Annotated in this window: 14 protein-coding genes; 2 read left to right on the plus strand and 12 right to left on the minus strand. The window is 69.4% G+C overall.

Going from position 1 to position 11,029, the window contains the following annotated elements; all coding sequences use genetic code 11:
* Positions 1-3 precede the first annotated feature (3 nt).
* Both KA711_11400 and KA711_11405 read left to right on the plus strand, forming a co-directional pair.
* On the plus strand, positions 4-1,026 hold the full coding sequence (locus KA711_11400; GenBank protein ID MCM0609576.1) for a phytoene/squalene synthase family protein: 1,023 nt from the start codon (positions 4-6) through the stop codon (positions 1,024-1,026).
* Between the two features lie 19 nt (positions 1,027-1,045).
* Positions 1,046-1,276 carry a hypothetical protein gene (locus tag KA711_11405; protein MCM0609577.1) on the plus strand — a complete coding sequence of 77 codons (231 nt, stop codon included), beginning with the start codon at positions 1,046-1,048 and terminating at the stop codon, positions 1,274-1,276.
* Between the two features lie 213 nt (positions 1,277-1,489).
* On the opposite strand, the gene KA711_11410 is transcribed toward KA711_11405, so the two are convergent.
* From KA711_11410 to KA711_11465, 12 genes are all read right to left on the minus strand, one after another.
* Complete coding sequence (locus KA711_11410; GenBank protein ID MCM0609578.1) at positions 1,490-2,944, minus strand: MFS transporter; 1,455 nt, start codon at positions 2,942-2,944, stop codon at positions 1,490-1,492.
* A 142-nt stretch (positions 2,945-3,086) separates the two neighbouring features.
* The gene (locus KA711_11415; GenBank protein MCM0609579.1) at positions 3,087-3,302 is read right to left on the minus strand and encodes a light-harvesting protein; all 216 of its coding nucleotides are present in this window, start codon (positions 3,300-3,302) and stop codon (positions 3,087-3,089) included.
* 16 nt (positions 3,303-3,318) lie between these two features.
* Positions 3,319-3,480, minus strand: a complete 162-nt coding sequence (locus KA711_11420) for a light-harvesting protein (GenBank protein ID MCM0609580.1) — start codon at positions 3,478-3,480, stop codon at positions 3,319-3,321.
* Positions 3,481-3,655: 175 nt separating this feature from the next.
* A complete protein-coding gene (locus tag KA711_11425; protein MCM0609581.1) occupies positions 3,656-4,495 on the minus strand; it encodes a carotenoid 1,2-hydratase in 840 nt (279 codons plus the stop codon).
* Positions 4,492-6,069: a phytoene desaturase gene (gene crtI / locus KA711_11430; GenBank protein ID MCM0609582.1), complete on the minus strand. Its 1,578-nt coding sequence runs from the start codon at positions 6,067-6,069 to the stop codon at positions 4,492-4,494. The genes KA711_11425 and crtI overlap by 4 nt, the downstream gene beginning before the upstream one ends.
* Positions 6,062-6,922 (minus strand): spheroidene monooxygenase, encoded by an 861-nt coding sequence (locus KA711_11435; protein MCM0609583.1) that lies wholly within the window; start codon positions 6,920-6,922, stop codon positions 6,062-6,064. The genes crtI and KA711_11435 overlap by 8 nt, the downstream gene beginning before the upstream one ends.
* A gap of 36 nt (positions 6,923-6,958) precedes the next feature.
* Positions 6,959-8,344: a photosynthetic reaction center cytochrome c subunit gene (locus tag KA711_11440; protein ID MCM0609584.1), complete on the minus strand. Its 1,386-nt coding sequence runs from the start codon at positions 8,342-8,344 to the stop codon at positions 6,959-6,961.
* A complete protein-coding gene (gene pufM / locus KA711_11445; protein ID MCM0609585.1) occupies positions 8,344-9,330 on the minus strand; it encodes a photosynthetic reaction center subunit M in 987 nt (328 codons plus the stop codon). Before pufM ends, KA711_11440 begins: the two co-directional genes overlap by 1 nt.
* A gap of 10 nt (positions 9,331-9,340) precedes the next feature.
* Entirely contained in the window at positions 9,341-10,165 is an 825-nt protein-coding gene (gene pufL, locus KA711_11450; GenBank protein ID MCM0609586.1) for a photosynthetic reaction center subunit L, read from the minus strand.
* A 205-nt stretch (positions 10,166-10,370) separates the two neighbouring features.
* Positions 10,371-10,544 carry a light-harvesting protein gene (locus KA711_11455; GenBank protein ID MCM0609587.1) on the minus strand — a complete coding sequence of 58 codons (174 nt, stop codon included), beginning with the start codon at positions 10,542-10,544 and terminating at the stop codon, positions 10,371-10,373.
* Between the two features lie 11 nt (positions 10,545-10,555).
* Positions 10,556-10,780, minus strand: coding sequence for a hypothetical protein (locus tag KA711_11460; GenBank protein MCM0609588.1), 225 nt, complete (start codon positions 10,778-10,780; stop codon positions 10,556-10,558).
* A 31-nt stretch (positions 10,781-10,811) separates the two neighbouring features.
* A complete protein-coding gene (locus KA711_11465; protein ID MCM0609589.1) occupies positions 10,812-10,958 on the minus strand; it encodes a light-harvesting protein in 147 nt (48 codons plus the stop codon).
* Positions 10,959-11,029: the final 71 nt, after the last annotated feature.

The following is an 11,029-nucleotide window of genomic DNA, read 5'->3' on the forward strand; positions in this document are numbered from 1 at the left end:
CTGATGCCGGCTGCTGCCACGGGCGACGCGGCGTTGCGGGCCTGCCGAACGCTGATGCGCGGCGGCTCGAAGTCCTTCTTCACCGCGTCGCTGCTGCTGCCAGCGCGTGTGCGCGGGCCCGCGACAGGCCTGTACGCGTTCTGCCGCGTCGCCGACGACGCCATCGACGGCAGCACCGAGCCAGAGCGCGCGATCGGACAGCTGCGCCAGAGGCTGGATGCCGTCTACGACGGCCGCCCCGGCCCCGAACTCGCCGATCGCGCATTGGCCTGCGTGGTGCAGCGCTGCGAGATTCCGCGCACGCTGCTGGACGCACTGCTCGAGGGCTTCGAGTGGGACGTGGCCGGCCGCCGCTACGAGACCATCGACGACGTGCATGCTTACGGCGCACGCGTGGCCGGCGCCGTGGGTGCGATGATGGCGCTGGTGATGGAGACCCGCAGCGCGCCCGCGCTGGCTCGCGCCTGCGAGCTGGGCGTGGCGATGCAGCTCACCAACATTGCCCGTGACGTCGGCGAGGACGCGGGCCTCGGCCGCCTGTACCTGCCCGCGCAGTGGATGCGCGAGGAAGGCCTGGATCCCGGGGCCTGGCTCGCTCGACCGACCTTCGACCAGCGGCTTGCGCGCGTGGTGCGGCGCCTCGTCGATGAGGCTGAGCGGCTTTACGAACGTGCCGAGTGCGGGGTGCCAGCGCTGCCGCGCGACTGCCGCCCGGGCATCCAGGCCGCGCGGCTGGTGTATGGCGAAATCGGCCAGACCCTGGCGCGTGCCGGCCTTGACTCGGTGACTCAGCGCACCGTGGTACCTCGCAGCCGACAGCTGGCCCTCCTGGCGCGCTCGATGCTGGCCAGCCTGGTACCACCGGGTCACCCGCTGACGGCCGGCGGCACGGTGCCGCCGCTGCCGGCGGTGCGCTTTCTGGTTGACGCTGCCGCCGACGACCGGCTGCCGGCTCGCACCTTCTACCAGCGCACGCTGCGCGTGCTGGCTCTGCTGGAGCGTCAGGCGCAGCGCGAGCTGGCCTGACGGGCCGGAGGATTGCACCGTGTCCACCGCCCCTGCATCACCGGGCCGTCCGACCTGGCTCATTGGCGCCACCGTACTCGCCTACCTGGCCAGCGCCGTGGCTGGCTTCATGCTGGGTTTCGGCTTCGTTCAGAACGCGGGCGGCGGAACCCTCCTCGGCCTCGCGGCCGGCCTCAACGGTGCCCTTTTCTGTACGCTGATCGCAGACGGGGTGCTGACGAGACTGCTTGGACGGCGGTCCCGCCGCTGAGCACAACCACCAGAAAAAACGGCCACGCTGCTGCGCGGCCGCCTGGGCTCGGGCGTCGATCGACGCTCAGGCGCTGGTCGTTTTGCGCTTATGGTCGTATTTGCGGTTCGACTTCTTGAACTGCCCGCCGAGCCAGAAGGCAAAGACGATGAACCAGGCGATGAACAGCAGGTGGTGGACTTCCATCGAGGAGCTCCGACAGGCCTCGCGGCCTCAAGAGGGGTTTGAAGAAGGGGTGCCCTGCGGAAACGAGGCACCGCAGAAGGCCCGGGATCCGACGCCGACCAGCGGCCTCATCACCCAGACGGTGGCGATCAACAACACGATCTCGATCGCATAGACGACAGCATAGCCGCTCACGGGGCCGCGCAGCGCCCCGCCGCCGAAGACCCCAGGCCCCCAGGCGATCACCGCGTCGCGGAGCAGCCCGCCGGCAGCCACGGCGACCCCTGCCGCGGTGGCTTGCACCGCCCCCCAGGCCCCAAGAGCAAGGCCGGCATGCTCCCGCGGTGCACGGTTCATGGTCAGAGTCAGTGTGCCGTGGGCGAACAAGCCGCCGCCGAAGCCGATGCCCACGACCCCCAGGACAAACAGGCCGACGGAGTGCGCCAGCGCAGCAACCAGCACTGCACCGAAGGCAGGTACCCCAATGACAGCCCCCAGCGCGGCCATGCCGGCGGGGTCTAGGGCGCGGGCGCGGCCGCCCAGGACGAGCGGCCAACCGCGGGTGAGCAAGCGCGATGCCAGCGTGAAGCCGGCCAGCCCGCCAGATGCGAAAGCCGCGGTCAGCCAGGTGGTCTGGCCCACGCTCATGCCCAGCACCTGGCCACCATAAGGCTCGAGCAGCACGTCCTGCATCGCGAAGCCCATCGTGCCCAGGCCGATGACGCACAGCCGCCGCCACGTGCCGTCGAGCGCGGCGTAGCCCCGCCAGGCCTCGCGGAAGTCGGGCTCCGGCGCAGGGTCGCGCAGGCGGCTGCGCCCGATCGACTCCTGCTTCCACAGCGCGACGGTGTTCAGCACCAGCGTCACCACGGCGCAGGCCTGGATCACCTGCACCAGACGGCCGGGCGAAAACTCAGCCAATACGGCGCCGAAAGCAAACGCGCTGACGATGGTGCCCAGCAGCAGCATCACGTACATCAGGCCCACGACCTTGGGCTGGTCTTCGACGGGTGCCAGGTCGGTGGCCAGCGCCAAGCCCGCAGTCTGCACAGTGTGGACACCGGCGCCCATCAGCAGAAAAGCCACCGCGGCGCCGGCTGGCCCCAGCCACGCGGGCCAGTGCGCCGACTGACCTTGGCCCGCGAGCACCAGCAGCGCAAACGGCATCACGGCCAGGCCCCCGAACTGCAAGAGGGTGCCCATCCAGATGAAGGGTACGCGCCGCCATCCCAGCGCACTGCGGTGGTGATCCGACTTGAAGCCGATCAATGCACGCACCGGCGCATAAAGCACCGGCAGCGCCACCATCAGTGCCACCAGCCCGGCACTCACGCCGAGTTCGACGATCAGCACACGGTTCAGCGCGCCCACCAGCAGGGCCAATGCCATGCCCACGCTCACCTGGAAAAGCGACAACCTCAGCAGGCGCGACAGCGGCAGCGTCTCGCTCGCCGCGTCGGCAAAGGGCAGGAAGCGCGGGCCCAAGCCGGCCCAGCTGCGCATCAGGCGACGGCTGAAAGGGCTCATGGGTCGCTGGCGGCGAGGCGGTGGTGGACGACGATGACGCTCTTCCCATGGGCGCGGGCCACGCGCATCGGAAGAGCGCCCGGCAGGCAGGCCTGCCGGGGCGTCTCGATCACCGCCGCTACTGCTTGGCGGTGGGGGGTGCCGTCGCCGCGGTGGACGTCGGCGTGGTCACCATCGCCGTGGCGGTGCCCTTGCCCTCCAGGAACTTCTTTACCCACGTGGTGTTCGTGACCAGCATGTAGTGCACGCTGAACGAACCAATGGCCACCGCGCCGAGGAACAGCGGGATGCCCACCGTCGGCTTGACCACGAGCCAGAGCTTTCCGTAGATCATGTTGGCTCCTTCGTGCTTACTTCAGCCAGGGGGAGTAGATGTACGCAAACAGGTGCGCGAGAGCGGCGATGAAGCCGAAGATCTGCGTGCCCTGGATGAGGTGCTTGTGGATCTCTTCCGACTGCTCTTCGGTCAGGCCGGTCGGCCAGACCTTGTCGGATCCGGTTGCGTCTGCCATGTTTTCTCCTTGTGTGGGAGCACTGCGAACTCGTGCAAAACCTGCACGCGGGTATCGAACAGCCGCGCCTGGGAAGGGTGGGCTGTTGTCATTGTGACCTTACAGTTTTTGAAGTCAAGCCGTATTGACACTGTGACGCCGGAGTGCGTCGGCTGCACCCCACGCGCCGTCATCCTCAGCCTCGCCTTGGCATGCGGAAAGGCAACAAGGCCTGCACCCAAGGCGCAGCGAAACGGCGGGCCGACAGCGTCTCGTGCACTCCGGTGGCCTCGTGGCCGTCCAGCTGGGTGCGCACCAGCGTGCGGGCGTAGAACGGCGTGTCCTCGAGCGTGCGCTCCACGCGTGCGACGGCCTCGCTGCGCAACCGACGGCCGATGCGCCAGCCGGTGGCAGGAAGGCCGTGGCGGGGCGGCAGAGCGAGCGTCGTGACGCGCCCGTCGGGATGAAAGCGGCGCCCAATGTGGCGCTCGCCGCCCTGGCGCAACCCCACGTCGTAGGCAACCACGCAACTGCCGTCGGGCAGCGGCACGCGCATCCAGTCCCAGGTCGTGAAGGGCTCGCTGATCGGCTCATCGCCCTCGTTGCTGTCGAGGTAGGCACTGCCCTGCCAGCGCAGGCCGGGGCGGTCGAACGCCACGTCCACGCGGGCGCAAGGTGCGATCGGGCCCCAGCGGTGGCGGCCGGCGGCGTCCAGCGGTGCGACGAAGTCCACCAGCGCCCGCGGCCGCACGACGACCCGTCCGCGCACCGGTCGCGGCAGCGGCGAGCCGATCTCGTCGATGTCAATCACCAAGGCGCCGTCTGACCAGGCCATGCGACTCGGGCCAAGCTCAAATTGCGTGGCGCTGCGCAGCACATGGCGCGCGGCGCGTTCGGTCATCGTCCAGCGGCCTTGGCCACCGCCGTACAGGCAGACGTTGAGCGCGCAGTGTTCGTCGGCCCTCGCCCGCCCCTGCTGCCAGGCGCGGCGGTAGTAGGGGGAAAAGACACTGCCCACGAAACCGATCAGCGTCAGGGCGTGGCGGCCGTCGTCGCTGAGCGCATCGACGTACCACCAGCAATACGCACCCGGCTCGACCGCTGTGTCGAACCGAGGCGAGCCATCAGCGTGGCGGCCGCGAGCCGTCCCGACATGGCCGCCATCGGCACGCCCGGCCCCGGATGCACACTGCCTCCCGCCAGGTACAGGCCCGGCAGCGCCGTGGCCGCCGCCGCGCGGCGGAACAGCGCCATCCAGCCGTGCGTCGAAGGGCCGTAGAGCGCCCCGCCCGTGGCCGGAAAGAGCCGGTGAAAGTCCACCGGCGTGCGCCGCAGCACCTGGTGCGGGTGGTCGATCTGCAGCGTCAGGCCGCAGCGGCGCAGCAGATCCAGACTGCGGGCTTGACATGCATCGGTCTCCGGGTCGTCGAAAGAACGGCAGTCGCCGTCAGGGGGTGCGTTCACCAGCATCAGCAGCCGCTCGGGTGCGCCATCGACCATGGGCAGCGGGCCGCCGTCCAGGCGGTCCTGTGCGCAGAGGTAGACGGTGGCGCGGCGTGGCAGACGGCGGGCGCGGAACACGTCGTCGAACTCGCTGGCGTAGTCGCGGTCGAAGAAGACGTTGTGCCGTGCCAGGCCGAAGCCAGTGGTGCGCACGCGCATCGCCCAGGTCACGGCCGACAGCGTGCGTGCCCTCGGCGGCGCGGGCCGGGGCGCCAGGCCGGGCAGGCCCTGCAGCATCGGCGCCAGCGCACTGGCATCGCCGTTGAACACCACCGCGTCGCTGGCCAGCGTCTCGCCATCGGCCAGCCGCACGCCGCTGACCTGGCCCTGCGTGTGCTCGATGGCCTGCACGCGCGCGCCGTAACGCAGTCGTGCACCACGGGCCAGGGCCAGCCTTGCCAGCGAATCCGCCAGCGCCGCCATGCCGCCCTGCACGGCCCACACGCCCTCCTGCTCGACGTGCGCCACCAGCATCAGGGTGGCCGGCGCGCCCCAGGGCGAGGCGCCGCAGTAGGTGGCGTAGCGCCCGAACAGCTGGCGCAGCCGCTCGTCGCGGAACTCCCGCTGCAGCGCCGAGGCGAGGCTGGCCAGCGGCCCCAGCGCGGCGAGCGTGGCCAGCCCGCGCGGGCCGAGGTCGCGGATCATCTGCAGCACGCCGGGCTTGCCGCTGCGGATGTGCGGCCTCTCCAGCTGGCCATAGACACGGGCTGCGCGTTCGCAGAAGGCCAGATAGGCGCGACCGTCCTCCGGGCCGGCGAAGGCCGCGATGGCCTCGGCCGAGCGGGCCCGGTCGGCGAACAGGTCCAGCCGACTGCCATCCCGCGCCCAGGCGTGGCGCGCCAGCACCGGCAAGGGCGTCAACGGCGGCAGCGCCTCGGCCACCGAGCTGCCGACGTCGGCCAGCAGCTCGTCGAACACCCACCGCATCGTGAACACCGTGGGCCCGGCGTCCAGCAGGGCGCCGTCCACGCGCACCGGGTGCATCTTGCCGCCGGGGCCGTCGGCGGCCTCGAGCAGGGTCACATCGAGCCCTCGCGTGGCCAGCAGCAGCGCGCTGACCAGCCCGCCGATGCCGGCACCGACAACGACGACACGGGGCTCAGGCATCACCGCCCGCCAAGACCCCAGGCCGCACGAAGTCGAAACCGCTGCCGGCCCAGCGGCCCTGCATCCACAGCGGCACGAAACGAACGAACATCGATTCCGAAAAGTAGCCCTCGCGGGTCGAGGCCTCGATGGCGCGCTGGTGCGCGCCGGTGCGCGCATAGGCGTTCATCGCTGCGACGTCGTCCCACAGGCTCAGCGTGGCCTGGCGCAAGACCGGTGCTTCGCCCAGGCCAACCGCCAGACGGCAGCCCGGGGCCGCAGCCAGCGCAGACTCGGACGCTGGCGAGTGACGCCAGAAGCGCAGCGCCTGTGTCGGCCGGATGGAGGCCCGCGTGAGCGCCACCAGTGGCTCGCCAGGACCCGGCGACGGTGAGATGGCGCGCATGGCTTGTCCGCCCCAGCGCCCACGCGCCGACGAGGCCTGCAGCACCGCCACCAGGCACTGCTCGGCACGCTCCCGGTAGGCGGCCACGCGCGGCGAGCGCCAGACGCAGCGCATCGCGTCGGCCACGTCATCGAACATCATGAACACGCCCTGGTGGTCGAGTCCGGGGCGCAGGCCGAAACCACCCCCGCGGCCACTGCCCAGCACGCGCACGAAGCGCAGCCCCGGCTCGGCCCGCCAGGGGCGACCTCCCCGTGCAAGCTGCACCACCGCCCAGGGCACGCTGTCGCTGCGCAGGCGGGCCAGCACGACGACGGCCAATCCCGGGTCGGGGAGGAACCCAGGCGGGCGGGACGCAGCGGAGGTGTCGGACCCGGTACGCAGCACGCGCGTGCGCCCGCTGCTGTCGTCGGCTTCGCGCGGCAGCGCCAGTGCCCTCCAATCCCTGGGCGACCGTTCAGCGGTCATGCCGGGCTCCGAGACAGCATCGACAGCGTCGGGCGATTACTGCAAGCGCACCTCGACGCGACGGGCGGCCGGGTCCTCGCCGGCCACGTTGGCCTCGGTCTGCCTTGGCTTGTCCAGGCGCACCCGGGCCGGGGCGATGCCGGCGGCCAGCAGGGCCTCGCGCACGGCCTGCGCACGCTTCTTGGCCAGTTCCTCGTTGGCAGCCTTCTCGCCGGCCACCGAGTGGTAGCCCGACACCATCACCACCGACTTCGGGTTGCCGCCGAGCGCCGTGAGCAGAGACTCCAGGCCCTTGCCCTGATCGGCTGCAAGCTCGTTCGAGTCGACACCAAAAAACAGCACGGCGCGGCCGGCCTCGGTGACCGGCGGCGGCAGCGTCAACAACGGTGCCAGTGCCTGCAGCCCAGGGTAGAGCTTGGCCATCTCTTTGCCGCCAAGTGGCTTGTTCTGGCCGGCGTGGCAGGTTGCGCAGTACGCCTTGCCGACGTCGCCGTGCGGGCCGAGGCGGTCTTTGGGTAACGCGCCAGTCAGCGGCACCACGTAGGTGTTGTTGATGTCGCGCTCCATGCGAATGCCGTGCCAGGCCGTCACCTTCTTCGGGACCCACCCGGCGAAGCTCTGCGAGTTGTGGCAGAAGGTGCAGTTCTGGCCCAGGCCCTTGCTGAAGTGCATCATCAGCGCGTAGGTGCGCTCGGCCTGCTGGATGGGCGCGCCGTTGCCGATGCCCTGCGGCAGTGGCTGCTTGCCGTAGACCTTGATCTCGTCGTCGCCCAGCAGATAACCCGAGTAGGGGTCATAGGGCAGCGAGGTCAGTCCGGGCCCGGTGGCCTTGTTCTGGCCGAAGTCGTTGCCGAGGGCACCGCCCAGCGAAGCGTTGCGCACCGGCGTGAGCGGCTTGAACCACATGTTCGCCGGCACGGGGGCGCCGCGGTGGCAGGTGTAGCAGGTCACGCCGGTGGCGCCGGTGTGTACCTTCCACTGGCTGTTCAGGGCCTGCGTCATCTGGATCATGCGCCGCGCCACGACCTTTGTGTACTTCGAGTCGTCGGCGAAGTTGGCGCCGATGTGGCAGTGGTTGCAGCCCTGCTCAGGCGACACCCACTGCGTGATGGCGTTCATGTGGCGGTTGAACTCGGCCACGGACAGATCGCCCAGCACCTTGACGTTCTGGTAGACCTGCCCCGCCTTCGGTCCATCGGCGCTGGCCGGCGGCGCATCCTCGGGGGGAGTGGCCCGAGCCGCGGCTTCCTGGGCGGCCAGGCGCGGGTTCACGGTGTGCTGCATCGCCGTGCCGCGGAAGCCCTGCTGGGCGGTTTCCACCGGCGGGCGTTCACAGCCCGCGAGCAGCAGGGCGGCGGCGAGGGCGGCCAACGTACCCAGCCTGGCGGGCCAGGAGGCGGGGGAGTGGGTGCGCGCGGTCATCACTTGGCTCCCGTCGTCAGCGTTGAGGGGTCGATGGCCGTGCCCAGGACTGCCGGGTAGCTCGGCGCCACGCCGTGCTTGACCGCCCACAGGTACCAGTTGTCGACCACCGTGCCCGACAGCAGGATGCCGATGCCGCCGGTGATGGGCGTGAGCACCGCGAACCACCAGGCCCAGCGGTGGATGGACTCCATCGTGGCGTTCCAGCCCATCGTCCAGCGCCAGAACAGGGCCGCGCGTTCGCTGGCCGTGCCACGATCGACGATCTGGTCGATCTCGCGGTCACCGCCATAGCGCGTGACGGCCAGGATGGTGGCGCCGTGCATCGCGAACAGCAGCGTGCTGCCGTAAAGGAAGACGATGCTCAGCGCGTGGAAGGGGTTGTAGAACAGGTTGCCGTAGCGCAGCGAAAACGCCGCGGTCCAGTCCAGGTGCGGAAAGATCCCGTAGGGAACCCCCTCGCTCCAGCTGCCCATCAGCAGCGGCCTGAACAGGCCGAGCACCAGGAACAGCCAGATGGCCGCCGCGAACGCCCAGGCGATGTGGGTGCCCATGCCGAGCTGGCGGGCGCGGTTGTAGGTGCGCATCCACCAGGTCAGCACGCTCACGAGCAACAGCGCTGAAGCCAGAAGCCACCATCCGCCTTCGTTCATCGGCGGGATGGACAGACCGTACTTGGGGTGCGGCGGCTCAAGCGCCAGCCACGGCAGCTGGCGGATGAATTCGATGGGGTTCCAGTTCACCGAGGCGAGCTGGTTCAAGCCCATGATGTTGATCGCGAGCGTGCCCGTGATGAGCGAGATCAGGCCCAGCGACCCCAGGTACAGCGGCCCGATCTGGGCATTGCCCAGGCGGCCGAACAGGTGCACGAGGAAGGGCTGGCCAACGCGCGTGTCGTTCTTGGGCGGCAACTCGACGCCGTCGTGCGCGGGCCCGACGGGTTGCACGCGGGTGAAGAGATTCTGGTAGGGAATCTGGCTCAGCATGATCGGCTCCTCACTTCCAGATCGGCAGCTGCAGCCACCAGTTCCACCACTCGGGCCATCCGCGGGTCCAGAACGGGCCGCTGATGACGATGCAAACCGCACTGAAGAATCCTGCCGCCATGGCCAGGAACAGGCCCAGGCGGTGGATGCCCAGCGTGCCCACCGAGTAGCCGATGAGATCTCGGAAGAAGGTGTCCTCGTAGTCCGGCGTCTTCACCCGCTCGCCCTTCGGCGGGTTGGTGGCGCTCAGCACCAGGGCACCGTGCATGGCCAGGGCGAGCGTCGTCGTGAAAAAGAACGTGATCGCCAGCATGTGCGCCGGGTTGTAGTGGAAGTGCAGGTACTGGTAGCCGATGTTCGACACCCAGTCGAGGTGGCTCCAGATTCCATACGGGAAGCCGTGCCCCCAGGCACCCATCAGCACGGGGCGGATCACCACCAGCGTCACGTAGGCCAGGATGGCCATGCCGAAGGCTGCCGGCACGTGATAGCCCATGCCCAGTTTTCGGCAGATCTCCACCTCGCGCAGCGCCCAGCTCACGAAGGCGCCGATCGCGCACACGGTGACGATCTGCCAGATGCCGCCTTCCTTGAGCGGCGCCAGGGCCAGGCCGTACTTCAGGTCGGGCGGAGCGATGTTGATGGTCCACGGGTTGAAGGTGCCCTGCACCGCCGCGCCGTAGAAGATCATTGCCGTTCCCAGGAACGTGAAGAAGATGGTGGTGACGCCGAAGAATCCGACGTAGAAGGGACCGACCCAGAAGTCGAACAGGTCACCGCCAACGAGGGTGCCGCCCCGCACCCGGTACTTGCGCTCGAAACTCAGCATGGCCATGGCTATGGGTCCTCCGCGCCCCGCGCCGCGCGCAGCCTGACTGCCAGGTGCCGCGGCCCGGAGGCCTTGTGTTCGGGTGGCAGGGGGTCACGGCGAGGCTTGAGGGCTGCCGCGCCACCTGCCGGTTACTGCTGGTACTGCGGGGGTACTGCGGGGGTACTGCGTTGACTGCGGATACGGTGCAGGCGGGCGCTGGCCCGCCGGGTCACTTCTTCGCGGCCGTCTTGTCGACCACGGCCCGCGCGTTCGGACCGTCGAACCAGTTGTAGGTCGCGGTGCTGAGCAGGATGAGGTGGATCATCGCCGCCAGGCCAAAGAGGAAGATCCCCTGCACGACCATCGCGCGCAGCGGGTCGTAGAGCTTCCAGATACGCCACATAGAGAGTTCTCCTATTGAAGGTGGGACATGAAGGTGTAGACCGCGGACTTGACGCCACCGGTCATCGACTTCACGCCTTCCGCGCCGGGCAACCAGGAACGCCACTGGCAACCGAACAACTGCCCGATCACCGCGATCAGCCCGAAGAGCACGAAGCCCAACAGAAAGATCGTCGAAGTCGAGACCGAGTCGGCCTGTCCCTCGTGCCGATGAGAAAGGTGTCGTGCGTCAGCCATTGCCGTCTCCTTCAGTCGCTTCGGGGGTCGGTCAGAGCCAGGGTCGCCAGATCCAGACCAGCAGGTGTGCGACCACGGCAACAGCCGTGAACCCCACGAACCCCTGGACCCAGAACCGGTGGAACTCCTGGGCCTCGTCGTCAGTCAGGCCCGAGATCGAGCCCTTGCGTTCAGCCATTGGAATGACTCCTTTGCTTCGGCCTCGCGGCCGCCTTTGCGCCAAGCCCGCGCAATGGGGCAGCCGTGGCC

The sequence above is a fragment of the Ideonella sp. WA131b genome (genome assembly GCA_023657425.1).
Taxonomy (GTDB): domain Bacteria; phylum Pseudomonadota; class Gammaproteobacteria; order Burkholderiales; family Burkholderiaceae_C; genus Rubrivivax.

Bases quoted from the DNA above. Each gene is read 5' to 3' on its own strand.
- KA711_11465 (MCM0609589.1), bottom strand. From the start codon at position 10,958: ATGGCTGAACGCAAGGGCTCGATCTCGGGCCTGACTGACGACGAGGCC.
- KA711_11455 (MCM0609587.1), bottom strand. From the start codon at position 10,544: ATGTGGCGTATCTGGAAGCTCTACGACCCGCTGCGCGCGATGGTCGTG.
- pufL (MCM0609586.1), bottom strand. From the start codon at position 10,165: ATGGCCATGCTGAGTTTCGAGCGCAAGTACCGGGTGCGGGGCGGCACC.
- KA711_11440 (MCM0609584.1), bottom strand. From the start codon at position 8,344: ATGACCGCGCGCACCCACTCCCCCGCCTCCTGGCCCGCCAGGCTGGGT.
- KA711_11460 (MCM0609588.1), bottom strand. From the start codon at position 10,780: ATGGCTGACGCACGACACCTTTCTCATCGGCACGAGGGACAGGCCGAC.
- pufM (MCM0609585.1), bottom strand. From the start codon at position 9,330: ATGCTGAGCCAGATTCCCTACCAGAATCTCTTCACCCGCGTGCAACCC.
- KA711_11415 (MCM0609579.1), bottom strand. From the start codon at position 3,302: ATGATCTACGGAAAGCTCTGGCTCGTGGTCAAGCCGACGGTGGGCATC.
- KA711_11410 (MCM0609578.1), bottom strand. From the start codon at position 2,944: ATGCGCAGCTGGGCCGGCTTGGGCCCGCGCTTCCTGCCCTTTGCCGAC.
- crtI (MCM0609582.1), bottom strand. From the start codon at position 6,069: ATGCCTGAGCCCCGTGTCGTCGTTGTCGGTGCCGGCATCGGCGGGCTG.
- KA711_11420 (MCM0609580.1), bottom strand. From the start codon at position 3,480: ATGGCAGACGCAACCGGATCCGACAAGGTCTGGCCGACCGGCCTGACC.
- KA711_11435 (MCM0609583.1), bottom strand. From the start codon at position 6,922: ATGACCGCTGAACGGTCGCCCAGGGATTGGAGGGCACTGGCGCTGCCG.
- KA711_11400 (MCM0609576.1), top strand. From the start codon at position 4: ATGCCGGCTGCTGCCACGGGCGACGCGGCGTTGCGGGCCTGCCGAACG.